This is a genomic window from uncultured Roseobacter sp., assembly GCF_947495025.1.
Classification (GTDB): domain Bacteria; phylum Pseudomonadota; class Alphaproteobacteria; order Rhodobacterales; family Rhodobacteraceae; genus Roseobacter.
The window spans coordinates 617,967-640,542 of the sequence record NZ_CANLXG010000002.1; the positions used below are offsets into that span (position 1 = coordinate 617,967).

Here is a 22,576-nt window from a genome sequence, read left to right on the forward strand (position 1 = left end):
TACCCTGGCAGGTTTCAGGCGGCAGCAGCGGCCTTATCGGTCCAGGCGTTCGCGCTGAATGCGGCATCCACTTCCGTTTCGGCAATGTGGTTGGTGTAGTTCGACAGAACCTTGAAGGCGGTCCCCAGAACAACTTCCAGAATAGTCTGCTTTGTGTAGCCAGCGTCCAGAAGCGCCTGAACCTGCGCGTCACCTGGCCAGCCGCGCGTTTCATTCACAACAATCGAGAACTGGCGCAGCGCTTCCAGCTTTGGATCACTTATCGGAGTGTTGTTGCGCAGCGCGTCAATGACATCTGACGGGACGCCGGCACCCTGCGAAATCGTTGTGTGCGCCGCCATACAGTAATTACAGCCGTTCAGCCGGTTGTTGGTCATCAGGATGATCTGACGCTCTGTCTCGGACAGGTCCGTCTTTCCGAAAATACCGGCGAGGGTCATGTAACCTTCGAGCAGGGCCGGTGCTTCTGCCATTGTCGCCAGCAGGTTCGGAACAAAGCCCATGTTTTTCTGTGCACCTTCCAGAAGTCTCGCGGATGCTTCAGGTGCGGATTCAGCTGTGTGTGTTGTAAATTCGGTCATGTCGGTCTCCATAGGTATCTGTTTGTTTATACCGTTCGGTATAATCCCCATGTAGGCTGTCTAAACCATTCGGTCAAGACATGGGTGCAATTTTCTTGAACGTTCGGTTTAAACCCTTATATCAGATGCAGCAGGCGACGCTGATGAGGCTCTGAATATGCCATGGGAAAAGACATTCGATCTCGACGAAGCCATTGACCGGGCGACCGAGGTCTTTGGCAAAAAAGGATATGATGCGACATCCATGTCGGATCTGACTGCGGCCATGAAGATCAACAAAGGCAGCCTTTACAACGCCTTCGGCTCGAAAAAGGAGCTCTTTGATCGGTCCCTTGCCCGATACGACCAGAAAAACCGTGCGGCCACACTGGCCAGCCTGCGGCAGCGATCCGATCCTGTCGCAGCGATTGAAGCGTTCTTTGACGGTCTTATCGAAGACGCCCGGAACGACCCGCGCAATCTGGGTTGTTTTGTGATCAATACCGCACAGGACCTGCCCAACCAGCCACCGGAAATCGTGCGGATCATTCAGGAATCGCTGGAAGATATTGAGCTGTTCTTTCGGGAAATGGTGAAAAAGGGCCAGAAAACGGGCCAGGTCCCGGATACCACTGATCCGGTCAGTACAGCTCATGCGCTGTTGTCTATGCTGGTCGGTCTGCGCCTGTTGTCACGTGGTGCCGTCGGTGTGCCCGTCCTGGAGGGCGTCCGCGACGGCGCGATGCGCCTTGTGCGGGGCGACACGTAAAAAGGGCGCGACCCCAGAGCCGCGCCCCACTGTCAGCAGTGGCTGACCCGGTCAGTTAACAGACTTGGCGTCTACCACGTCTTTCTCGATCCGTTTCGTGGACGAAATCGCGATCTGACGCGGCTTGAGTGCTTCGGGCACTTCGCGTTCCAGATCAATGTTCAGCATACCGTCAACATGCGCCGCGCCTGTGACCTTTACATGGTCTGCCAGGTGGAAACGGCGCTCGAAGGCACGTGTCGCGATGCCACGGTGCAGATACGAACGACCTGCGTCGTCCTCGGCTTTGCGGGCCGATACGATCAGGGCGTTCTCACGCACCTCAACGGAGAGGTCCTCGTCGGAAAAGCCGGCAACCGCGATCGAAATCCGGTAGGCGTCATCGTCGAGCTTTTCAATATTGTAGGGCGGATACGAAGGCTGTGTGCCTTCGGTGGTCAGCACCCGGTCCATCAGGTCAGCAATCTGATCAAAGCCAACAGTGGCACGGTAGAGTGGTGCAAAATCAAAAGTACGCATAGTTCATCCTCTTTTCTGAGCGATAATCTCCGGACGCTCCTTTAAGGACGCGCCGCGGCGTTGGTATCTGACCGGGCCCTGAACAGGCACCCGGTACGACCTCAATGTGGGAATGGTTCGGCGCCTTTCAAGACCCCCCGGGACGAACAAATTTAGCACCGCCGGAAACCGGATTTTCCCGGCTGCCGGCGGTCAGTCTGCGGATCTGTGCCACGGGCCGGGGTGCGTTCGCGCGCATCTGGCGCTTCAGATCTGCAACCACCGACGGCAGGGACATGCCATATGTTACCCGTTTGCCATCATAGGACCCCATGCCCGACACGACAGACACGATCTGTCCACGACCGTTTTTGTGCGTGAAAACCGGCGCTCCGGACGACCCGAACGTGACATCGCAGTTCATGACCAGAACGCCCTGATACTCCTGCAGCAGTTTACAGACTTCCTGGCGCGACGGAATTTCCGAGCGTCCACGACCGTAGGACACAACGCTGACCGCGCCCCCGGTCACCCGGTCGCCATGCAGCACAAACGGATCGAGTTCATGTGTCGGAATGGGCTGCGCGAGCCGGAGCAGAGCAACATCGTGCCGCACATTCGCAACGGACATGCCATTTGCCGGATCGTACATTCTGTGTGGTTCAATCTGGAGGATGCCGCGCTCTGCGGCGGCATGTCCGTTGCGCAGTCCCGCACGAAACGTCAGATCGGGGGCATTCAGCAATTCACCGGTCCGCGGCGAATATACGCAGTGAGCCGCCGTCAGAACGAATTCGGGCGAGATCAGGGTCGCAGTGCAAAAGCCTGTGTCGTTTGCGTCAAGCCGCCCCACTGCCTGCCAGACCAGTGCATCATTGGCACCGTCCAATCCCCGGAGCCGTGTCGTCGACTGCTGCGCATCCAGCGGGGTCGGCACTGATGTCAGAACAAACAGGCACATGGTGGCCGACAGCAGGCTGCGAAACATCGTCTCAGTCCTCGCCCGGCCGTACAAATTTTGCTCCTGTCTCCCGACGGCTGTCTCCGACGGTGACACGGCTGACAGGTCTGGTCTCCTGATAGACGCCCTTGCCTGCGTCGAGTTCACTGCGCAGGAAGGCCAGCGGACCGCTGAGTGCTGTACCCAGCGAGACGTTCTGACCATCCAGTTCGGCCTTGGCGGACACCACTGAAACGATATGCGCTTTGCCATCGGAAAAAGTGAAAATAGGCGCGCCGGAGGATCCGAAATCAACCGTGCACGAAGTTACAAGAACCCCTTCCTGGCGCGCGAGAACGCGGCACACTTCCTGCAGCGACGGTGCTTCGGACCGGTCGCGGGCATAACTGACAACTCCGACACGCGCGCCCTTGCGCGGCCGCGACGCTGTCTCAAAAGGTTCGATGGTGGTGTTCCGGATCGGTCTCACCAGTTCAAGCAGGGCGACGTCATTGCGCACCCGTGACGACGACACCTGTTCGTCATACTCGTAATCAGGATGCACAACCGCGCGACGCACCTTGCGATAGGCAGATGCGCGGCCGTTTCGCCACCCCGCGAGGAACTCCACGGTTTCGTGATTGATCCTCTCGCCTGATGACTTGTCAAAAAGACAATGCGCCGCCGTCAGCACCAGATCAGGTCCGATCAGGGACCCGGTGCAAAAACCCGCGCCGCCAATGTCCAGACGACCTACGGCTTCCCAGGGGGACGCATCGATCCCTGCCTCAAGTGACCGCAGCTTATCGTCCTGTGCAATTGCACCGGTCGTTGCGACGGTAACAACAGCCGCCAGAATTACCCATTTCCACACAGAAAAAATCCTCTCAATGGAGGAAATAACTATCGGAAATGTGCGGCAGAAATGGGGCCATCGCAGCCCGATTGCCCCCTAATCTGTTAACGGTTCGTCGCCATTTTTTCAACGAAGGCGCGGAATTTCAGACCGTGGGTTGAAACCTTCTACCAGGGCGGGAGGCTTCGGTCCGCCGGTGGCCCAGTCGAGCAATTCGACCGTATGCACAATCGGCACCTGAGTCGCGGATCCGATCTGCATCATGCAACCGATGTTACCGGCGGCGATGATATCCGGGTTCTTTGCCTCAAGAGTGCGGACTTTGCGAGCTTTGAGCTTGCCGGAAATCTCAGGCTGCATCAGGTTGTACGTCCCGGCCGATCCACAGCACAGATGCGGGTCCGCGGGTTCGACCACGGTAAATCCCGCTTTGCGCAGCAGGTCTTTGGGAAACGTCTTGATCTTCTGACCATGCTGCAGCGAGCAGGCTGCGTGGTAGGCAACAACAGTCTCTTTATCTTCACCCTCGGGCAGTTCCAGCTGCATCAGCAGTTCAGAGATATCCATGGCAATGCCGGCAACACGCCCGGCATCTGCCGCGAGCGCATCGTTGCGGAACATATGGCCGTAATCCTTGACCGTCGTTCCACATCCCGAAGTATTTACGACAATTGCGTCCAGACCGCCCCCGTCCATCTCACGGGCCCAGGCCCGTATGTTTTTCGCGGCTGTCGCATGGCTTTCGTCACTCTTACCCATATGGTGGGTCAGTGCGCCGCAACAGCCCGCACCCTCAGCCACCACAACCTCGCACCCCAGACGTGTCAGCAGGCGGATCGTCGCGTCGTTGATATCGGTGTTCAGCGCCTTTTGCGCACAACCCGTCATCAGCGCCACGCGTTTGCGGCGTGGTTGTTCGGACGGAAAGGTCTGCGGATCATCATTCCGGCTGACAGGCGGGATAGTCTTCGGCGCCATTTCCAGCATCGCACGCAACCGTGCATCAGGCATGAGCCGCGCGAACGGCCGGCCAATCTTGGCCCCCAGAAGAGCGATGCGGAACCGCATCGGATAAGGCAGAACGCGCGCCAGTATCCAGCGTAGGGCGCGGTCTCCAAAAGGACGCTTATAGCGCTGTTCAATGTACTCGCGGGCGTGATCCACCAGATGCATGTAGTGTACGCCGGAAGGACAGGTCGTCATACAGGCGAGGCACGACAGGCACCTGTCTATATGCATGACCGTTTTCTCGTCGGGGTCCCTGTCGTTCTCGAGCATGTCCTTGATCAGGTAGATGCGGCCGCGCGGACTGTCGAGTTCGTCACCAAGCACCTGGTACGTCGGGCAGGTCGCCGTGCAGAAACCGCAATGCACGCAAGTGCGCAGGATCTGATTGCTGCGCTCGATTGCCGGGTCTTTGAGCTGCTCAGGAGTAAAGGTCGTCTGCATTTCATCTGCCCTTATGGAGAAGAAGTCGTTTTGTCACCGCACGGCGTATCGCACCGCAATCATTCATGTCCCATCAGCCCGGTGTTCAGAATGCCGCGCGGGTCGAACCTTTGGCGCAGCCCGGCACTCAGCCTGGCGACGCCGGGCGCTTCCGGCTGGAATGTACCGAGCTTTGACTTTGTTTCTGCTGAGGCCCGGACCAGCGTGGCATGCCCGTCAAAGCTGCCGAGTTTCGCACGCAGGTCGCTGCCAGACCGTGTGCGGAACCAGATCAGCCCGCCGCCCCAGTCGCAGAAGCACTCCTCCGCCTCTGATGCGGCTTCAAGCGCGGGACCATCGGACGGTTTGCAGGACACCCGCCAGACATCACCTTCTGCTTCCGAGAACTTTCCGGCATCACGCACGCCCTCCCAGAACCAGTCAGACATTTCCTGCGGAACAATCTCCATATCTGTTTTTCTGTCTGAAAACATGGTTCTGAGCTTTTCGAGCCGATAGGCTACAGAGGCTTCAAAGCCCTCAACACGCAGAGCCGTAATGGGCGCATCATCCAGGATTTTGGCGCAATGCGCGGCACCGGTGACCTCATAAGGCGAGCCCATCGCAGCCGACATCACTTCGACAGCGTCACGGTTGCTGAGGTTTCGCAACATGAGGGTGCCGCTCGTCTCGGGCACCGGCAGCACCTTCAGAGACACTTCCGTCAGGACGCCCAGGGTCCCGCAGGAACCACACATCAGCTTGACCAGGTCATATCCCGTCACGTTTTTCATGACGCGGCCGCCGTTTTTGATGATATTGCCTGCGCCGTCGACAAATCTGACCCCCAGCGCGTAATCACGGGCAGCACCGCCCTGGATTCGGCGCGGACCGCTGATGTTCGCAGAAATCACGCCGCCCAGTGTCGGAGTGCCTGTTGTGCCCAACAGTTTGCGGTGGTCCATTGGCTCAAACGCCAGTCGCTGGTTTTCTGCAGCAAGAGCCGCATCTATATCGGACAGCGGTGTGCCTGCGCCCGCCACGATCGTCAGCGCACCCGGTTCATACAGTGAAATTCCGGAAAGACCGCCGGTCTCCAGCGGCGCGTAGCCTCCGGACATTCCCCTGGTTCCGCCACCCCGCACAGAAAGGGGCCCGGTCGCAGATTTTATCACATCGGCCAGAGCCGCTTCGGTGTCGGGTTTTGTCATCTGGTTGCTCCGGATCTTTCTGGCACCTGGTGCTTATTCCGCCGCTACCGGCAGGCTGCGTCGGGAGGCGGAGACATCCAGCGGGAATACCTTTGCCGGATTCAGGAGCCACTGCGGGTCAAATACATCCTTCACCGCCATCTGTGCCTCAAGGTCCTCGGGCGCGTACTGATAGCTCATCAGATCGCGTTTTTCGATGCCAACGCCATGTTCTCCGGTCAGGCAGCCGCCCGCTTCGACACAAAGTTTGAGAATTTCGGCACCGAATTCCTCGCACAGCTCCAGATCACCGGGTTTGTTGGCATCAAAAAGGATCAGCGGGTGCATGTTCCCGTCTCCGGCATGAAACACATTTCCGACCTTAAGGCCAAACTGCTCGGACATTTCGCTGATACGCCGCAGCACGAAAGGCAGCGAGCTGACCGGAATCGTGCCGTCGAGACACATGTAGTCGTTGATCTGACCCATGGCGCCGAACGCAGACTTGCGTCCCAGCCAGATCCGCGCACTTTCGTCGGCAGAGGTGCTTTCCCGCAGCTCCACCGGGTTGTGGCGACGCGCGATTTCCATAATCAGGGACAGCTGGTGGTCGATTTCGGCTTCGGAGCCCTCGACTTCGACAATCAGCAGAGCCTCGCACATGGGGTACCCGGCCTGTGCAAATGCTTCGGTTGCTTCGATACAGGGACGGTCCATAAATTCGATCGCAACAGGCAGGACGCCGGCCTTGATGATGTCACTGACACAAGCGCCGGCCACTTCGTTATCGTCAAAACCCATCAGAACCGGGCGCGCGCCCTCGGGTTTTGGCAGAATGCGCAGGGTTGCCTCGGTCACGACCCCCAGCTGACCTTCTGATCCACAGATCAGACCCAGCAGATCAAGCCCGCCGCTGTCCATGTGCGCTCCACCGATCTCGACAACTTCGCCGTCCATCATCACCATGGTCACACCCATGAGATTATTGGTGGTCACACCATATTTAAGGCAATGCGCCCCGCCGGAATTCATCGCAATATTGCCGGCAATCGCGCAGGCAAGCTGACTGGACGGATCGGGAGCATAGAAAAAACCGTTTTCCTCAACAGCGCCTGTGACGCTGAGATTGGTGCGGCCGGTCTGCACACGGATCACACGGTTGGCGTAATCCGTATCCAGAACGTCATTCATGCGCGCAACCCCGAGGATGACACAATCCGCAGTGGGCAGCGCCCCGCCGGCCAGCGACGTACCGGATCCGCGCGGCACGACCGGCACACCCTCCTCGTGACAGATCCGCAGGACGTCGGAAACTTCCTGTGTACTGGACGGCAGAACAGCAACCATGGGCGGGCACTTATAGGCCGTCAGCGCGTCACATTCGTAGGCACGGGTTTCGGAGACTTCAGAAATGACAGCATCCACAGGCAGAACGGCTCTCAGGCGCTCCACGACGCGGGACTTTCGGGCCAGAATGGCCTGATCGGGAATCGGCATTTCCATGTGACTTCCTCCGTTTGGTAAAATAATATTACCAATTTCTCCCATTGGCAAGTTTAATTGAACCTGCGACATGCTGACACCATGACATTCGCAGACCGTATCGCCCTTTTTACGCCGCTTGACTACGCGGCAGTTGCCCTGCTTTTTCTGTGCTGGCTGGGCATCGGCTGGCGGATCGAGCATCCGGGCAAAAAGCACCTGTCGACCTCCGTCCTGATGGCAGACTACCGGCGAGAGTGGATGAAACAGATGGTCACCCGCGATCCGCGCATCTTTGATGCGCAGGTCCTGGCCAGCCTGCGCGAAGGCACCGCATTCTTTGCCTCGACCTCGGTGATTGCAATCGGCGGCACGCTTGCTCTGATCGGGAACGCCGAGAAACTGGGCGGTGTAGCGAGCGAAATCACTCTGATGGACCACCCGGCTATTGTCTGGGAGCTCAAACTGCTGGTCGTCACGCTGTTGCTGACAAATGCCTTTCTCAAATTTGTCTGGTCGAACCGGCTTTTCGGCTATTGCTCGGTTCTCATTGCCTCTGTGCCGAATGATCCCGAGCATCCACAGGCCTATCCGCGCGCGACCCAGGCGGCAGAGATCAATGTCACCCTGGCGCGCAGCTTCAATCGCGGTCTGCGGTCAATCTATTTTGCGCTTGCCTGTGCGGCCTGGCTTGCTGGTCCGGTTGCCCTGATCGCGGCAACCCTGATCACGCTTGTGGTGATCTGGCGCAGGGAATTTGCATCGCACTCTCGCAAAATTCTCCTGAACGGCTAAATAACAGATCAGATACAAAACTGGTTCGGGTACGAAAATGAAACGTTTACTGGTTGCGGCGCTGATGCTGACAGCGCTGCCGGTTATGGCGGCAGAGCCGAAAATCGAGAATGTCAAAGTGCAGCGCACCGGGGACACCTGGCGGTTTGACGTGACCATCTCACATCCCGATACGGGCTGGGACCACTATGCAGATGGCTGGCGCGTTCTGGACATGGACGGCAATGAGCTGGGCATGCGCGTCCTTGTGCATCCGCATGTGGACGAACAACCGTTTACGCGTTCGTTGTCAGGGGTGCGCATTCCAGAAGGCACGACACAGGTGCGCATACAGGCGCGAGACCTGCCGGGCGGCTGGAACAGCGGTTCTGTGACGGTCAATCTGCGCTGACAGCAGCGTCCGCCGTGCGGACGATGCTGACTTTTTCTGGCTTCTGTTCTAACGTTCCCAAGCGGAGGAACAGCTATGTCAGAGCGATTGGTTGGTGGATGCAAATGTGGGTCGGTTCGCTACGAAGGAACCCGTCTGGATGTCCCGATGTTTCGTTGTCACTGCCGTGATTGCCAGCAACTCACCGGATCAGGGCATTCCGAGATGATGCCCCTCGCACTCGACAGCTTTTCGATAACAAATACCTGCAAAACCTACCGGATGACCGGTGGATCAGGTCAGTCAACGTTCAGTGGATTCTGTCCGAATTGTGGATCACAGATTACGCGCAACAGCCAACGGATGAGTGACCGGATATACGTGCATGCGTCTTCGCTGGACGACCCAGGCAAATATGCACCAGAAAAATCGATTTACCCCAACTCTGCGCAGGTGTGGGATGAAGCATCGGTCATTCAGGGTTAATCTGGCTTCAAACCAGACTTACAAACAGCACCGGGTCATCACACCCTGTGATAGGGCGCACCAGCCAGGATCGAAGCTGCCCGGTAGAGCTGCTCTGAAAGCATCACGCGTACCAGCATGTGCGGCCAGACCATTTTCCCGAAAGACAGCGCATAATCCGCCTCCGCCCGCAGCGACGGATCAATCCCGTCGGCGCCACCGATAACCAGCGCCAGATCACGGCGGCCCTGATCGCGCCAGCCTGCGAGCCTTTGTGCAAAATGCGGGGAGGTGTCTGCTGTGCCGCGTTCGTCCAGCACCGCCAGCAGGGCACCATCGGGAATAGCCTTGCGGATTGCTCCTGCCTCTGTCGCCATTCCGCCGCCTTTGCGGTCGTCCACCTCGATCACCTGCGCAGGCCCAAGGCCCAGCGCGCGGCCGGTACGGTCAAAGCGTTTCAGATAGTCGCCAATAAGGTCTTTTTCCGGTCCGGCGCGCAGACGCCCGACCGCAATAACATGCACACGCATGGTGGCTCAGCCGCTGATCCGGACGGGATCAGCCGGCAGCAGCTCCGGGACCAGACACAGGCTGCCACATCTTTTCGAGCTGATAGAACTCGCGCACTTCCGGACGGAAAACGTGCACGATGACATCGCCTGTATCGATGAGCACCCAGTCACCTGCATCCTTTCCCTCCATCTTTGCTGTGCGGCCATAGGTGTCTTTGATGGTCTGCGCCAGCTTTTCCGAAATCGACGCAACCTGGCGCGTGGAGCGCCCCGAGCATACGACCATATAGTCGCCGATCTCGGTCTTGCCGCGCAGATCAATCTGCACAACATCTTCGGCTTTGTCATCGGAAAGGGATTTGAGGATTGTTTCCAGCAGATCATCGCTGGTGCTTGTGTCGGTAGCAGTGGCCATCACTGCCGACCCGTTTTGAGCAGCCGGAGCTGCATCAGCATGTATAGACAGGACATTGTCCTCCTTTGATCGCGCCGCCGGACCCCCGGCGCTGGGGATAGCCCGAATTTAGCAATATGCACACGACAATTCAATGACGGTGCAGAAAACACAGCGTTCACACAGCATTTCTGCCCGGTCAGGCGGCGGCCGTCCGCTGGTCTCCGGGCACATTCCCCAGAGCGGACAGCCAGCCCGCGTCAAGTTCTGCCAGTGCCGCGGGATCAAAGCGGTCAGCAACTTCCCAGTAGCGGCCTGAGGGAACATCATACCCCAGTGCCGTTTCGCGCCGCAAAAGCCGCCCGACAGCAGATGTATCCGGCAGCTTCATATCGGGCTGACGCAGGTCTTCCGCGCGCGCGCGGGGGAACAGCAGCCGGCTGGGGGCTGTCGACAGGTTCACGCAGGCACAGCCCTGTTCGGCGGCGAGCAGCGCCAGACGCGCGGATTTCGCACCAAGATCCTGCAGCGTCACATCGGGTCGCAGCGGATCGGCAGTGCCGGTGCCATAGAAATGGGTCGGGCCGGTCCGCGGATAAACCATATCGCAGCCCATCCAGGCAATTTTCCGCGGTTTCAGCGTGTGCAGCGCCCAGTAGCCCGCTGTGAACGCCATCGTGCCGCCCGCAAAAACGAACCCACCCAGAGCGTTCTGAGCGGGGACAAAATCCTCGGCTCCGACAATGCGCTGGCCACGGCGCAGTGTCGTGGGGCGGCGGTCCTCGGGGAAATCCTCCGGGCAGATCAGATCATCCCAGTCACTGCGCAGTTTCCACGCGTTGTTGATTACCACGACGCGGTCAAAACAGGTTTTCGGCCAGTCCTGTGCCTCGATGGCGTTGGGACCACTGCCGAGGATCAGAACTGTGTCTGTCTGGCTGCGCATAACGCCCTCCACTCGGTGAGGCCTAAAGATTAGACCGTGGCGGCCCCTCGACAACCCCGGCCGTCTCAGTCGGCCGCGGCAGCGGGCGGTTCGTCGTTCAGCATCCGCACCTCGCGCTGCGGGAACGGGATCGAGATATCGTTTTCCTTGAAGGCGTCCCAGAGCGCCAGGTAAACGTTTCCGCGGATGTTGGTCAGCCCGCCGGTGGGGTCACGGATCCAGAAACGCAGGATGTAATCAACCGAACTGTCGCCAAACCCCACGATATGACAGACCGGCAGCTTTGGATGAGACAGAACTCGGTCCACGTCTGCGGCGGCCTCAATGGCCAGACGTCGCACCAGATGCGGATCACAGCCATATGACGTGCCGAAAAAGATATCGAGGCGAACATACTCATCAGAATGAGACCAGTTCACCACCTGACCGGTGATCAGGTCCTCATTCGGGATCAGGTATTCCCTGCCGTCCCGCGTCACGACGCTGACATACCGTGCGCCCAGCGAGTTTATCCATCCGAAGGTCTCGCCCAGACTGATCACGTCCCCCGGCTTGATGGACTTATCCAGCAGGATAATGACGCCCGAAACCAGATTGGAGACGACTTTCTGCAGGCCAAAACCGAGGCCCACACCGATCGCACCCGAAAGCACGGCAAGGCCGGTCAGATCCAGCCCGACTGCTTTGACCCCCAGAAAGAACGCACAGCCGTAGAAAACAACCTGCACGCCTTTGACAGCCAGCACCTGCATTGACGGGCTGATGTCTTCATTCGAGCGGATACGGGCCGCTGTGGTCTTGCTGGTAATGCGTGCCAGTGCCAGCAGAGCGCCGATCACGGCAATCGCTGTGATTACGCCAAGAAGCGAGATCCGGAAATCGCCGACCTCCAGTGCCACATCATCCAGAAACTCCGCCGCTACCGAGGACAGATCGAGGAAATGGAGCGTTGCCCAGATCCACAGTGCCCATGTCACGATGCGTCGCAGTGGCCTGTTACGCACCAGCTGTGCTGCAAAGGCAATACACACCCAGACCGTGGCCAGGGATGCGGCGATTCCGATGAGATGAGACCGCGAAGGCCAGGTGACCTGCTGCATTACCGTGTAAATGGCATAGGACAGCACTGCAAAAAGGATCAGACCCATGCGCCGCTTGATCTGAACGACGAGGCGGAGCTGCCATTTGGACCAGCCCTCTCTGCGACGGACCCAGTTGTCCAGCGTCGTGCCACAGAAACTGTGGAACAGCCAGCTGAGCGCGATCAGTGCGAGGATTATGATGACCTGGTTCTGGCGCCAGCCGGGCGTCACTACGGTAACGAAAAAACTGACGGTCAGATGCCAGATTTCACTGACGGACATCAGTGCTCCGGCAAACTGATCGGGGTCGAATTCCAGAATGTTTTCCTGCTCCATAAGCTTAGAGTTACACAGCAGGCCACCCGCTACAACCGCACAGCGTCCGGCAGTCCGGGTGCTTGCCTGCAGCCCCCTGACACGGTAAGTACCGCGGCATGTCTTACCGTGCGCATATCAGAATCGAACTGTCCGACCGTGCACGTCTGCGCGAGCGCTTCTTCGGCGTGACGCATACGGCGAAAGCACGCCTGTAAGCACGCCCGCCTGACAGACCCTGACCCTTTTCAAAAACGGGAGTGGACCGATGTCCCCCAAAACACTCTATGATAAAATCTGGGATGCCCATGTCGCGCATGAAGCCGACGATGGCACCTGCCTGCTCTATATCGACCGCCATCTTGTGCACGAAGTGACGAGCCCACAGGCCTTTGAGGGTCTTCGGATGACGGGTCGGAGTGTCCGTGCGCCGGATAAAACAATCGCCGTGCCGGACCACAACGTGCCCACCACGCCGGGCCGCGAGAACCCCGAGAACATGACAGAGGACAGCGCCATTCAGGTTGCGGCCCTCGACACCAATGCCCGCGAGTTCGGTATCCACTATTATCCGGTATCTGACATCCGTCAGGGCATCGTTCATATCGTGGGCCCTGAACAGGGCTGGACCCTGCCTGGCATGACGGTCGTATGCGGTGACAGCCACACCGCGACACACGGTGCTTTTGGTGCGCTGGCGCACGGGATCGGCACGTCCGAGGTGGAACATGTGCTGGCCACCCAGACGCTGATCCAGAAAAAATCGAAAAACATGAAAGTCGAGATTACCGGCAAGCTGCGTCCCGGCGTCACCGCCAAGGACATCACGCTGTCAGTGATCGGGGCGACCGGTACTGCCGGCGGCACCGGCTATGTGATCGAATATTGCGGCGAAGCCATTCGCGATCTGTCCATGGAAGGCCGCATGACGGTCTGCAATATGGCAATCGAGGGCGGCGCACGCGCTGGTCTGATCGCGCCGGATGAAAAGACGTTTGAGTACTGCAGGGGCCGTCCGCACGCACCGAAAGGTGCTCAGTGGGAAGCCGCCATGGACTGGTGGAAAACGCTCTATTCCGACGACGACGCTCATTGGGACAAGGTCATCATCCTCAAAGGAGAAGACATCGCGCCGGTCGTGACCTGGGGCACATCTCCTGAAGACGTTCTGCCGATCACGGCAAATGTACCATCTGCCGATGACTTTGACGGTGGCAAGGTTGGTGCCGCACAGCGCTCTCTGGACTATATGGGCCTGACGCCGGGCACGCCGCTGTCCGAAGTTGAAATCGACACTGTGTTCATCGGCTCGTGCACCAACGGCCGGATTGAGGATCTGAGGGCGGCGGCAGAAATCCTCAAAGGCAAAAAGAAAAAAGACGGGCTGCGGGCGATGGTCGTGCCGGGCTCGGGCCTTGTGCGCGCCCAGGCCGAAGAAGAAGGTCTTGCTGACATCTTCCGTGATGCCGGTTTTGAATGGCGGCTTGCCGGGTGTTCCATGTGCCTTGCCATGAACCCCGATCAGCTCCAGCCGGGCGAGCGCTGCGCTGCCACGTCGAACCGGAACTTTGAGGGCCGTCAGGGCAGAGGTGGGCGCACTCACCTGATGTCCCCTGCGATGGCCGCTGCGGCGGCGCTGACAGGCAAACTTACTGATGTCCGCAGCCTGATGTGATACCTGCATGAAAATCTGAAACCGCCCGGCTCTGACCGGGCGTTTTCAGTTGGGGCGACCCTTTCCACAGCAAATAACTTTTGCCGGATTTTTCGGATGCAGCCGGCGGGAAAACTTGGATTTTCGGCAAACCGCAATCAGTCAGAATATTTTCCTTGATCCGTTCTAAGTGGGCCGAAACCATTGGTTTTTAAGGATCTGAGCTGATTCTGGTCGAGAAAATGACACATTTATGTCAAATTTTGCTTAACTTTAGGCGATTCTCCGCTTATAAGAATTCCACGTGAATGTTCCTGCGGCAAGCGGCAGGTGGTAACAAATTCTCAGAAGTGTCGTAGCACAGTTGCTGCGGCACTTTTTTGTTTGCAGGACAGCTCTGGGAATTCATCTGGGGGGTGGCCCTGCAGGGCGCCGGCTGGTTGCAAGGCATGCTGAAATAGTGCATCACCGGCGCAACGGCGCAGCCGTCAATCCGACCATGAAAACCGGGGCAGAATCACCGCCGTCCCGGCGAGGAGAAGCCAGATGGACCAGTTCACAACACTCACCGGCATCGCAGCACCGATGCCACTGATCAATATCGACACGGATATGATCATCCCCAAGCAGTTCCTCAAAACCATCAAACGGTCTGGTCTGGGCGTTAACCTGTTTGACGAGATGCGCTATGATGACGATGGAAACGAAATCCCGGACTTTGTTCTGAACCAGGATGCATACCGCAAAGCGGAGATCATCGTGGCAGGTGACAACTTTGGCTGCGGATCCTCGCGCGAACACGCTCCGTGGGCGATCAAGGACTTCGGCATCCGCTGCGTGATTGCGCCGTCTTTTGCGGATATCTTTTACAACAACTGCTTTAAAAACGGCATCCTGCCAATTGCTCTGCCTCAGGAACAGGTCGACGTCCTGATGAAGGATGCTGAAAAAGGTGCGAACGCCCGGATGAGCATTGATCTGGATGCCCAGACCATCACCACCTCGGACGGTGAAAGCTTCAGCTTTGAAGTCGATGCTTTCAAAAAGCACTGCCTGATGAATGGTCTCGACGACATTGGCCTGACCATGGAAAAGGCCGCATCGATCGACAGTTTCGAGAGTGCCGCCTCCCAGGCCCGGCCCTGGGTCTGACGCCTTTCCTGCCTGCTCAGTAAAAATGCCCGTGCCGGTTTGCCCCGGCGCGGGCATTTTTCATGGCTCGACCAACAGGGAAACAATCATTTGTCCGACAGGTCGGTGTCATTAAATGGTTAACGTCGCCTTGTGGTGACATTTCCCGCCTGCACAAGATGTTGCGCAATGCCAGTATTTCGCCACAGATTTGATGCAGGAACGCACCACTCCTTCCCTCAAAACGCCTCACCGATTGCGTCTTGTTAACCACGACACTTGCAGAACTTAGACGAATGATGGCACAAATGGGGCAAGAATGAGGCAGACCACCGCCCCGGTGGCATCAAGTTGGAACAAGAACGCGGCTTTGTATCGCTTCTGGCCAGTTTGAAGGGAAAGAGACGAATGTTCGTACGTATGTCGGGCGCAGCCCTGCGTGGACTATTGGTAGCGCTGTTGATTGCAACCCCAGCTCTGATGCTGCGTGATGTTGCTTCAGATCAGTCGCAGATTGTTGTGCTCGTGGCGCTTCTCGCCGCTTTCCTGACCTTTGTGGAATACAACTCCAATGCACCCAGCATTGTCGAATTCCGGGACGCGGCACCCTTTAACCGACTGAGATTCGTTACTCTTTTCGCGACACTGATCGTTCTGACCGCCATTTCGCGCGGCAAGGTCGACCCGACATCGATCACACAGGGCCTGACGGCTTTGGGCACGATTGTGGGCAATGCAATCGATTTCCCGTTCTCGCCCGTTCGCCTGATCGTCCTTATGCTGCCCTATGATGCGCGGCCCGGCCTGATTACGGATGTACGGACCGCTGCCGGCATGTCCTATCTGATTTCTCTGGTTGCGATGGCCTGGTTTGTCGCGATGGTGCGCTGGGGCCGCTGGCCGATCCGCCACGGTTCTTTCAATGTCTGGGTCAACCTGCCCCTGTTTGACCCCACTGCCGGAGGCGATGTTCTTTTCCGCCTTCAGCGCGATGCGCGGGTTAACATTGCACTTGGCTTCCTGCTGCCCTTTGTTATCCCGGCTGTGGTCAAAGCGACCTCTGATCTGGTAGACCCGATCACACTGGAGAACCCGCAAACCCTTATCTGGACTATCACAGCATGGGCCTTCCTTCCTGCGAGCATGATCATGCGCGGCATTGCCATGATGCGGATTGCCAGCATGATCGAGGAAAAGCGTCGTCGCGCCTATGCCACGGCCGCCGAAGAAGGTGGTTTTCAGACAGCCTGACGGCCGTTCTGCTCTTAGCGGCGAGTGCTGCCGCTGGCGACACGCTTCGGATTGCGACCTATAACACTGAACTTCAGCGCGATGGCCCGGGCCTTCTGCTCCGCGATATCCTGCGTGGCGGAGACCCGCAGGTGGATGCGGTTGTGTCGGTTATTTCCGAAGTTGCCCCCGATATCCTGGTTATTCAGGGATTTGACTATGACCTGACGGGGGCAGCGCTCGGGGCATTTGCAGACCTGCTGCGGGAAAACGGCGTGAACTACCCCCACCTTTTTGCGGGACGCCCGAATACAGGAATGGCTACCGGTCTCGACATGGACGGTGACAGACGGCGCGGAGATCCGCGCGACGCTCAGGGATATGGCCGCTTTTCCGGGCAGGGCGGCATGGCTGTTCTGTCCCGTTTTCCTGTTCTGGAGGATCAGGTCCAGGATTATTCCGCAATGCTGTGGCGCGATTTTCCTGATGCTTTGCTGCCGGAAACGCCTGCCGGGCCTTTCCCCTCAGAAGAAGCGCAGGCAGTTCAGAGATTGTCCACGACCGCACACTGGGTTGTCCCGGTAAATGTGCCTGGCACGGGCCGACTGGACCTGCTGACCTTTCACGCCAGCCCGCCGGTGTTCGACGGGCCCGAAGACCGCAATGGTCGGCGTAACCACGACGAGATCAGGTTCTGGAAGCTTTATCTGGACGGTGTGTTCGGCCCGGTGCCACCGGGCGATTTCGTGCTGCTGGGCGATACCAACCAGGACCCGAACAGCGGGTCAGGCCTCAAAGAGGCGATCCGCGGGCTTCTGAACGATCCGCGTCTTCAGGACCCTGAACCATCAAGCGACGGCAGCGCCGCAATCACCGGCGATCCGTATGACACGGCAGACTGGGACGACCCGGTCCCGGGTAACCTGCGCGTTGACTATGTTCTGCCTTCTGCAAATCTGCAGGTCACGGACACCGGAGTCTGGTGGCCTGATCCTGGCACCGAAGCCGGGCAAACTGCAGCACTGGCCAGTCGTCACAAACTGGTCTGGACAGACATCTCGCGCTGAACCGGTCGCCAGCGGAACCAAAGCTCCAGTAACAGCAGATACGGCAGGTAAAAAGCAAAATTCTGGACCAGATCAAAGGCGCCCGTAAAAGCGTCGTTCGAAGCCACACCACCGGTCAGCGCGTACCACAGCCCATAGTGCACACGGTAAAGCCACGAGCCCATGGCCAGTACGAACAGCCGAAGTGCCCAGCGCCGGTGAGCCACAATTCGGTGTTGCTGTGCCCGGCGCACGGTCTGGACGGCCACACCGATCATCAGCAGGCCATAGAGGGCAAACCCCACGTCCATCCACAACCCGCCGATGGTACCCTGCAACGCGATATAGGCAAGACCCCCTGCCCCAGTCAGCATTGCACATGTGAACATCACGTATCCGTTCAGCCGGTGCAGCCGCATCCGGTGCCTGCGTATTCCTTCCCAGAGCTGAAGCCCGACCAGAAGTGTCAGCACAGCACCCGAGGCCATATGCACGAAAATTGCGATGTTCGGTACGTCGGCTCCCGGCACATAAAGCCGGCTGCCTGTTGCATCACCATCCCGGAGCCCCGCTACCCCGAGATCAAGCGCATGCCGGACAAAGGGCCAGACGAGAAACATCATCGCCAGAACAGCGCAGGGCATCGCAGCTGACCTGATACGGCTGAACATCCTCTCGTGCCTCGCCTGTTTCGGTCTGTTCAGGCCTGACAATACCACACCCGCTCCGAATTGCACGTATGGCGAGAAGGCACCCTGGTGCAGCGGCACCATTCCGCATTGCGCTTCTTGACCCTGAACACTGCCCGCGATAGGCCGCACCGGAGCAATTTCCGCAGGAGACTACCTATGGCCAACCCTTCCCTTCTCATCCTTCCTGGCGATGGTATCGGTCAGGAGGTCATGGAACAGGTCAAACGCGTGATCGGATGGTTCGGTGACAAACGGGGTCTGGCCTTTGACGTCAGCGAGGACCTTGTTGGCGGTGCGGCCTATGACGCACATGGTACACCCCTGCACGATGACACCATGGCCAAAGCCCTGGAGGTGGACGCTGTCCTTCTGGGAGCCGTGGGCGGCCCGAAATACGATGACCTGGATTTCAGCGTAAAGCCCGAGCGCGGCCTGCTGCGCCTGCGTAAGGAAATGGACCTTTTCTCGAACCTGCGTCCGGCGCAGTGTTTCGACGCGCTGGCCGATTTCTCCTCGCTGAAAAAGGATCTGATTGCGGGTCTCGACATCATGATTGTGCGCGAGCTGACCTCGGGCGTCTATTTTGGTGAGCCGCGCGGGATCTTTGAAGAAGGCAACGAACGCGTCGGTATCAACACGCAGCGCTATACCGAAGGCGAGATCGACCGTGTCGCCCGTTCGGCTTTTGAGCTGGCGCGCCGCCGCAACAACAAAGTCTGCTCGATGGAAAAAGCCAACGTCATGGAGAGCGGCATTCTGTGGCGCGAGGTCGTGCAGAAAGTGCATGACGAGGATTACCCGGACGTCGAACTGAGCCACATGTATGCCGACAACGGCGCGATGCAGCTGGTCCGCGCGCCCAAGCAGTTTGATGTCATCCTGACCGATAATCTCTTTGGCGATATCCTGTCCGATTGCGCTGCCATGCTGACCGGCAGCCTCGGGATGCTGCCTTCTGCCAGCCTGGGCGCCCCGGCCGCCGAAGGCCGTCCGCGCGCACTTTACGAACCGGTACACGGATCGGCGCCGGACATTGCAGGTCAGGGCAAGGCCAATCCGATTGCCTGCATCCTCAGCTTTGCGATGGCGCTGCGCTATTCCTTTGACGAAGGCACCGAAGCCGCCCGCCTCGAAGCCGCCATCGAAAAAGTACTGGCGGATGGTGCCCGTACGGCCGATCTTATGGGTGAAGAAGGCGGAGAGCCGATCAGCACGTCCGAAATGGGCGATGTCATCCTGGCAGCACTCGACGCCAGCCTCTGACGAAAACGTCCCGCACCGGGGAGGCCTTCGGGCGGTGTGGGACGGAATGACAACTTGAAACTTCACGCCCGGGCTCTGTCCGGGCCTCTGACAGACAGGACTCCCCATGCCCGGAAACGGAATGAACCCGAACATCAAAGGCGCGCTGCTGGCGCTGCTGGCCTTTGGCATCTTCGCCAGCCACGACGTGATTATCAAAGTGCTGGGCGGTGGGTACTCACCGGTCCAGATCGTGTTCTTTTCCGTGCTGTTCGGCATTCCGCTGGCGATGCTGGCCCTGCTGCGCGACGCGACGCACGGAACTTTGCTGCCCCGGCATCCATGGTGGATGGCCGCACGTACAATCGCCGCCATGATTACCGGTTTCTGTGCCTTTTATGCGTTCTCTGTGCTGCCGCTGGCACAGGTTTATGCAATCCTTTTCGCGGCCCCCCTGCTGATCACAATCCTTGCTGTTCCCATGCTCGGCGAGCCGGTGCGTCTGCGTCGCTGGGTGGCGGTCGGTGTCGGGCTGTGCGGCGTTCTTGTCGTTCTGCAGCCTGGCGACGCCGAACTCGGACTGGGCCATCTGGCAGCCCTTGTCTCGGCGATCTGCGGATCTTTCGCCTCGATCATTGTACGTAAGATCGGTCGCGAGGAACGCACGATCGTAATCATGCTCTATCCGATGATGGCAAACCTTGTGGTCATGGCGGCCCTTCTGCCGCTGGTCTACAGCCCTCCGCCGATTGAGGATCTGGGCAGGCTTGCGGTCATCGCCCTTTTTGCATGGATCGCCGGCCTCTTCCTGATTGCTGCCTACAATACGGCCGAGCCAATCTTTGTGGCCCCCATGCAGTACTCGCAGATCATGTGGGCCGCGCTTTATGGCTTGCTTTTTTTCGACGAAACACCGGACATGGCAACAATCATCGGGTCCACAATTATCATCGGCAGCGGCCTGTTCATTGTGCTGCGCGAGAGCCGTGCACCGGATTCTGAACAGCCGGTTCTGCGCACAAGATCGCGGCACGAAACCGGTACAGCACCGCGGATTTCCGGGTTCATCAACCCAACACGGCGCTGGCGAAAAACGGACGACGGCGACTTGCCAAAGTAATGCGATAGATGTAGGCCACGCGCATCGGTCGGGCTGTAGCGCAGCCTGGTAGCGCACCTGCTTCGGGAGCAGGGGGTCGGAGGTTCGAATCCTCTCAGCCCGACCAGTTCAAACTGCTGATCGCACAGTTTCCCCGACCCCTTTCAGATGCATCAGTGGCTGTGTGCCCGCGAATAGCTGTGCGAGTGACCAAAGTTACCGTGTCTGTGGAAACCGCTGTGCCGTGGCCCTTTGCCGTGCAGCCTTTTGCGTTTGAACACCTTTTTCCTGTGCTGACGGGGCTGATGATAGCTGCGGTGATTATTGTGGTACTGACGGGATACGTGGCCGTCGTGCCTCTTGTCCTTAACCTTGTCAGCGATGACGCCGACGGCGATTGCCCCAAGCAGCAGCTTGCCCAGATCAGAGCTGTCAGACGCACGCGCCTGGCCTGAAACACCGGTTCCAATCACGGTGACGACAAGCGCCGCCAGCGATAATTTCTTGACGAAAGTGTTCATTTCTTTGCCTTTCCTCTTCAGGGTGGCGGCGCAGTGCGCGTCGTCTGGCATTGAGATAAACGGATCGGCTGAAACAATAAGGGGCACAGCGGTCACCATGTGTCACGCGTCTGCGACCCTGTGTTTCAGTCCCGGACAGAGCAGGATGGCATTTATGGTCGGATCACACCAGGCAGGATGCGTTGGACGCGCTCATCAGCCGAGGGTCGGGCGGCAGGCAAACCGGTAGCATGCGAGAGCATGAGTTTTTGCAAGCAGAGCTCAATCGGCAGTCAGGATAATCCTTCGGACAGGAACAGTTCTGACCGGCTCTCAACGGCAGCTCGTGAACCTCGGGTATCGCATTCCTGCCCTCTGGGTTTCGGCGGTCTTTGCAGGTCCAGACCGATAAACCTGGCTGTCCTGCACGGATCCCTCACAGGTCGAACTGAAAACATCCACAGCGTTGTTATCCGTGCCGGCCGCCGTCTTTCAGCGCGCTGAGAGCCCCTTTTAAATATCCGATATTTTTGGCGCGCCGGCGCTTTGAGAAAAGCGTATCAGGTCCCAGCACTCTGAGCACGGCGGCTCCCAGGGTATTCATGAAAGGTCTGGGATGGCCGTACTTTGCAAGCGCGTAAACGCGCGAACGGGCCGAGTAATACGCCTTGAAGGCGGCAACCTGTGGCAGGCGCGGGGAACCGTGCCCGCTGAGATGTACGACCTGAGCTTCGTGGCAGTACATCAGCGGCCCGTGCTCCCGCAGCCGAAAAGACAGGTCGTCATCCTCATGATACATAAAGATCGCAGGGTCAAAGCCACCGATCTTTTCAAAAAGGGCCCTGCGGCAAAAGATGGCGGACCCGGCAAGAACGGACACTTCGCAATCGCCCGTTGGCAAAGGCCCTTTGAGGCGTTCTGCAGGCCTGATTTTGGAGCCACGTCTGAAGCTCTGACCCTCTTTGCTGTCAAGAATTCTCGGGTTGAAAGCACTGGCCTCCGGATACTTTTCTGCCGCCCCGATAAGTTTATCGAGCGCACCTGGCTGCAGTTTCGCATCCGGATTGAGAAAGAGCACAAACTCTGTTTCTGCTTTTGCCGCACCCCGGTTGCACGCGGAACCGAACCCGACATTTTCTGCGTTCAGAAGCAACGTGGCAGCATGATTGTCGGCAAGCTGCTGCAGGGCATCCGTGTCGGAGGAGGCGTTGTCCACAAGAATAACAGGAGTGCCATCAGGCACGCTGTCCAGCATTGCCGGCAGGACGGCAAGGCTGTTGTAGCAGACGGTGATGATCGTGACAGGGGTGGTCAAACGGATGTCCTTCGCGCGGAATGCGATTATGGCTTCGGGATCAGCAGTGCGTGCAGGCAGACCTC

24 protein-coding genes and 1 tRNA gene are annotated in these 22,576 nt (G+C 58.5%); 11 read left to right on the plus strand and 14 right to left on the minus strand.

Annotation, left to right across the window (positions count from 1 at the left end):
• Window positions 1-14: 14 nt before the first annotated feature.
• Window positions 15-581, minus strand: coding sequence for a carboxymuconolactone decarboxylase family protein (locus Q0792_RS11205; protein WP_298840255.1), 567 nt, complete (start codon window positions 579-581; stop codon window positions 15-17).
• A gap of 157 nt (window positions 582-738) precedes the next feature.
• Between Q0792_RS11205 and Q0792_RS11210 the strand changes: the two genes are divergently transcribed.
• Window positions 739-1,329: a TetR/AcrR family transcriptional regulator gene (locus Q0792_RS11210; protein WP_298840257.1), complete on the plus strand. Its 591-nt coding sequence runs from the start codon at window positions 739-741 to the stop codon at window positions 1,327-1,329.
• A gap of 51 nt (window positions 1,330-1,380) precedes the next feature.
• Here Q0792_RS11210 and Q0792_RS11215 read toward each other — a convergent pair whose 3' ends face one another.
• The 6 genes from Q0792_RS11215 to Q0792_RS11240 all read right to left on the minus strand — a co-directional run bounded on the left by Q0792_RS11215 (window position 1,381) and on the right by Q0792_RS11240 (window position 7,744).
• Window positions 1,381-1,848, minus strand: coding sequence for an Hsp20 family protein (locus Q0792_RS11215; RefSeq protein WP_298840259.1), 468 nt, complete (start codon window positions 1,846-1,848; stop codon window positions 1,381-1,383).
• A gap of 127 nt (window positions 1,849-1,975) precedes the next feature.
• The gene (locus Q0792_RS11220; RefSeq protein ID WP_298840262.1) at window positions 1,976-2,815 is read right to left on the minus strand and encodes a trypsin-like serine protease; all 840 of its coding nucleotides are present in this window, start codon (window positions 2,813-2,815) and stop codon (window positions 1,976-1,978) included.
• 4 nt (window positions 2,816-2,819) lie between these two features.
• The gene (locus Q0792_RS11225) at window positions 2,820-3,641 is read right to left on the minus strand and encodes a trypsin-like serine protease (RefSeq protein ID WP_298840267.1); all 822 of its coding nucleotides are present in this window, start codon (window positions 3,639-3,641) and stop codon (window positions 2,820-2,822) included.
• A gap of 108 nt (window positions 3,642-3,749) precedes the next feature.
• Complete coding sequence (glcF, locus tag Q0792_RS11230) at window positions 3,750-5,072, minus strand: glycolate oxidase subunit GlcF (protein ID WP_298840270.1); 1,323 nt, start codon at window positions 5,070-5,072, stop codon at window positions 3,750-3,752.
• A gap of 59 nt (window positions 5,073-5,131) precedes the next feature.
• Window positions 5,132-6,262 carry an FAD-binding protein gene (locus tag Q0792_RS11235; RefSeq protein ID WP_298840273.1) on the minus strand — a complete coding sequence of 377 codons (1,131 nt, stop codon included), beginning with the start codon at window positions 6,260-6,262 and terminating at the stop codon, window positions 5,132-5,134.
• Window positions 6,263-6,295: 33 nt separating this feature from the next.
• Window positions 6,296-7,744 carry an FAD-linked oxidase C-terminal domain-containing protein gene (locus Q0792_RS11240; RefSeq protein WP_298840275.1) on the minus strand — a complete coding sequence of 483 codons (1,449 nt, stop codon included), beginning with the start codon at window positions 7,742-7,744 and terminating at the stop codon, window positions 6,296-6,298.
• 81 nt (window positions 7,745-7,825) lie between these two features.
• Here Q0792_RS11240 and Q0792_RS11245 point away from each other — a divergent pair, with 81 nt between their 5' ends.
• The 3 genes from Q0792_RS11245 (at window position 7,826) to Q0792_RS20135 (ending at window position 9,374) form a co-directional block, all read left to right on the plus strand.
• Window positions 7,826-8,518 (plus strand): DUF599 domain-containing protein, encoded by a 693-nt coding sequence (locus tag Q0792_RS11245; protein ID WP_298840278.1) that lies wholly within the window; start codon window positions 7,826-7,828, stop codon window positions 8,516-8,518.
• Window positions 8,519-8,555: 37 nt separating this feature from the next.
• A complete protein-coding gene (locus Q0792_RS11250) occupies window positions 8,556-8,909 on the plus strand; it encodes a hypothetical protein (protein WP_298840280.1) in 354 nt (117 codons plus the stop codon).
• Window positions 8,910-9,056: 147 nt separating this feature from the next.
• The gene (locus Q0792_RS20135; RefSeq protein WP_367276775.1) at window positions 9,057-9,374 is read left to right on the plus strand and encodes a GFA family protein; all 318 of its coding nucleotides are present in this window, start codon (window positions 9,057-9,059) and stop codon (window positions 9,372-9,374) included.
• A gap of 38 nt (window positions 9,375-9,412) precedes the next feature.
• On the opposite strand, the gene rlmH is transcribed toward Q0792_RS20135, so the two are convergent.
• The 4 genes from rlmH to Q0792_RS11270 all read right to left on the minus strand — a co-directional run bounded on the left by rlmH (window position 9,413) and on the right by Q0792_RS11270 (window position 12,569).
• Entirely contained in the window at window positions 9,413-9,883 is a 471-nt protein-coding gene (gene rlmH, locus Q0792_RS11255; protein ID WP_298840283.1) for a 23S rRNA (pseudouridine(1915)-N(3))-methyltransferase RlmH, read from the minus strand.
• A 28-nt stretch (window positions 9,884-9,911) separates the two neighbouring features.
• Window positions 9,912-10,280 (minus strand): ribosome silencing factor, encoded by a 369-nt coding sequence (gene rsfS, locus Q0792_RS11260; protein ID WP_298840285.1) that lies wholly within the window; start codon window positions 10,278-10,280, stop codon window positions 9,912-9,914.
• 178 nt (window positions 10,281-10,458) lie between these two features.
• The gene (locus Q0792_RS11265; protein WP_298840288.1) at window positions 10,459-11,205 is read right to left on the minus strand and encodes a hypothetical protein; all 747 of its coding nucleotides are present in this window, start codon (window positions 11,203-11,205) and stop codon (window positions 10,459-10,461) included.
• Window positions 11,206-11,270: 65 nt separating this feature from the next.
• Window positions 11,271-12,569: a mechanosensitive ion channel domain-containing protein gene (locus Q0792_RS11270; RefSeq protein ID WP_298840294.1), complete on the minus strand. Its 1,299-nt coding sequence runs from the start codon at window positions 12,567-12,569 to the stop codon at window positions 11,271-11,273.
• Between the two features lie 301 nt (window positions 12,570-12,870).
• On the opposite strand from Q0792_RS11270, the gene leuC reads away from it, so the two are divergent.
• From leuC to Q0792_RS11290, 4 genes are all read left to right on the plus strand, one after another.
• The gene (leuC, locus tag Q0792_RS11275; protein ID WP_298840297.1) at window positions 12,871-14,277 is read left to right on the plus strand and encodes a 3-isopropylmalate dehydratase large subunit; all 1,407 of its coding nucleotides are present in this window, start codon (window positions 12,871-12,873) and stop codon (window positions 14,275-14,277) included.
• A gap of 525 nt (window positions 14,278-14,802) precedes the next feature.
• On the plus strand, window positions 14,803-15,408 hold the full coding sequence (gene leuD, locus Q0792_RS11280) for a 3-isopropylmalate dehydratase small subunit (protein WP_298840299.1): 606 nt from the start codon (window positions 14,803-14,805) through the stop codon (window positions 15,406-15,408).
• Window positions 15,409-15,795: 387 nt separating this feature from the next.
• Window positions 15,796-16,638 (plus strand): hypothetical protein, encoded by an 843-nt coding sequence (locus tag Q0792_RS11285; RefSeq protein WP_298840302.1) that lies wholly within the window; start codon window positions 15,796-15,798, stop codon window positions 16,636-16,638.
• A gap of 50 nt (window positions 16,639-16,688) precedes the next feature.
• Window positions 16,689-17,684: an endonuclease/exonuclease/phosphatase family protein gene (locus tag Q0792_RS11290; RefSeq protein WP_367276776.1), complete on the plus strand. Its 996-nt coding sequence runs from the start codon at window positions 16,689-16,691 to the stop codon at window positions 17,682-17,684.
• Here the strand turns inward: Q0792_RS11290 and Q0792_RS11295 are convergent.
• Window positions 17,651-18,334 (minus strand): DUF2306 domain-containing protein, encoded by a 684-nt coding sequence (locus tag Q0792_RS11295; RefSeq protein ID WP_298840304.1) that lies wholly within the window; start codon window positions 18,332-18,334, stop codon window positions 17,651-17,653. The genes Q0792_RS11290 and Q0792_RS11295 overlap by 34 nt on opposite strands.
• A gap of 177 nt (window positions 18,335-18,511) precedes the next feature.
• Between Q0792_RS11295 and leuB the strand changes: the two genes are divergently transcribed.
• The 3 genes from leuB to Q0792_RS11310 all read left to right on the plus strand — a co-directional run bounded on the left by leuB (window position 18,512) and on the right by Q0792_RS11310 (window position 20,823).
• Window positions 18,512-19,618 (plus strand): 3-isopropylmalate dehydrogenase, encoded by a 1,107-nt coding sequence (gene leuB / locus Q0792_RS11300; protein WP_298840307.1) that lies wholly within the window; start codon window positions 18,512-18,514, stop codon window positions 19,616-19,618.
• Window positions 19,619-19,739: 121 nt separating this feature from the next.
• Complete coding sequence (locus Q0792_RS11305; RefSeq protein WP_298841854.1) at window positions 19,740-20,717, plus strand: DMT family transporter; 978 nt, start codon at window positions 19,740-19,742, stop codon at window positions 20,715-20,717.
• Window positions 20,718-20,746: 29 nt separating this feature from the next.
• A tRNA-Pro gene (locus Q0792_RS11310) sits at window positions 20,747-20,823 on the plus strand.
• Between the two features lie 46 nt (window positions 20,824-20,869).
• Here Q0792_RS11310 and Q0792_RS11315 read toward each other — a convergent pair.
• Both Q0792_RS11315 and Q0792_RS11320 read right to left on the minus strand, forming a co-directional pair.
• Window positions 20,870-21,217, minus strand: coding sequence for a hypothetical protein (locus tag Q0792_RS11315; protein ID WP_298840309.1), 348 nt, complete (start codon window positions 21,215-21,217; stop codon window positions 20,870-20,872).
• Between the two features lie 448 nt (window positions 21,218-21,665).
• Entirely contained in the window at window positions 21,666-22,511 is an 846-nt protein-coding gene (locus tag Q0792_RS11320) for a glycosyltransferase family 2 protein (protein WP_298840312.1), read from the minus strand.
• Window positions 22,512-22,576 lie beyond the last annotated feature (65 nt).

Excerpts from the sequence above, each read along its gene's own strand:
- Q0792_RS11205 (WP_298840255.1), bottom strand. The coding sequence starts at position 581 with ATGACCGAATTTACAACACACACAGCTGAATCCGCACCTGAAGCATCC.
- Q0792_RS11210 (WP_298840257.1), top strand. The coding sequence starts at position 739 with ATGCCATGGGAAAAGACATTCGATCTCGACGAAGCCATTGACCGGGCG.
- Q0792_RS11215 (WP_298840259.1), bottom strand. The coding sequence starts at position 1,848 with ATGCGTACTTTTGATTTTGCACCACTCTACCGTGCCACTGTTGGCTTT.
- Q0792_RS11220 (WP_298840262.1), bottom strand. The coding sequence starts at position 2,815 with ATGTTTCGCAGCCTGCTGTCGGCCACCATGTGCCTGTTTGTTCTGACA.
- glcF (WP_298840270.1), bottom strand. The coding sequence starts at position 5,072 with ATGCAGACGACCTTTACTCCTGAGCAGCTCAAAGACCCGGCAATCGAG.
- Q0792_RS11235 (WP_298840273.1), bottom strand. The coding sequence starts at position 6,262 with ATGACAAAACCCGACACCGAAGCGGCTCTGGCCGATGTGATAAAATCT.
- Q0792_RS11240 (WP_298840275.1), bottom strand. The coding sequence starts at position 7,744 with ATGGAAATGCCGATTCCCGATCAGGCCATTCTGGCCCGAAAGTCCCGC.
- Q0792_RS11245 (WP_298840278.1), top strand. The coding sequence starts at position 7,826 with ATGACATTCGCAGACCGTATCGCCCTTTTTACGCCGCTTGACTACGCG.
- Q0792_RS11250 (WP_298840280.1), top strand. The coding sequence starts at position 8,556 with ATGAAACGTTTACTGGTTGCGGCGCTGATGCTGACAGCGCTGCCGGTT.
- Q0792_RS20135 (WP_367276775.1), top strand. The coding sequence starts at position 9,057 with ATGTTTCGTTGTCACTGCCGTGATTGCCAGCAACTCACCGGATCAGGG.
- rlmH (WP_298840283.1), bottom strand. The coding sequence starts at position 9,883 with ATGCGTGTGCATGTTATTGCGGTCGGGCGTCTGCGCGCCGGACCGGAA.
- rsfS (WP_298840285.1), bottom strand. The coding sequence starts at position 10,280 with ATGGCCACTGCTACCGACACAAGCACCAGCGATGATCTGCTGGAAACA.
- Q0792_RS11265 (WP_298840288.1), bottom strand. The coding sequence starts at position 11,205 with ATGCGCAGCCAGACAGACACAGTTCTGATCCTCGGCAGTGGTCCCAAC.
- Q0792_RS11270 (WP_298840294.1), bottom strand. The coding sequence starts at position 12,569 with ATGTCCGTCAGTGAAATCTGGCATCTGACCGTCAGTTTTTTCGTTACC.
- leuC (WP_298840297.1), top strand. The coding sequence starts at position 12,871 with ATGTCCCCCAAAACACTCTATGATAAAATCTGGGATGCCCATGTCGCG.
- leuD (WP_298840299.1), top strand. The coding sequence starts at position 14,803 with ATGGACCAGTTCACAACACTCACCGGCATCGCAGCACCGATGCCACTG.
- Q0792_RS11285 (WP_298840302.1), top strand. The coding sequence starts at position 15,796 with ATGTTCGTACGTATGTCGGGCGCAGCCCTGCGTGGACTATTGGTAGCG.
- Q0792_RS11295 (WP_298840304.1), bottom strand. The coding sequence starts at position 18,334 with ATGTTCAGCCGTATCAGGTCAGCTGCGATGCCCTGCGCTGTTCTGGCG.
- leuB (WP_298840307.1), top strand. The coding sequence starts at position 18,512 with ATGGCCAACCCTTCCCTTCTCATCCTTCCTGGCGATGGTATCGGTCAG.
- Q0792_RS11305 (WP_298841854.1), top strand. The coding sequence starts at position 19,740 with ATGAACCCGAACATCAAAGGCGCGCTGCTGGCGCTGCTGGCCTTTGGC.
- Q0792_RS11315 (WP_298840309.1), bottom strand. The coding sequence starts at position 21,217 with ATGAACACTTTCGTCAAGAAATTATCGCTGGCGGCGCTTGTCGTCACC.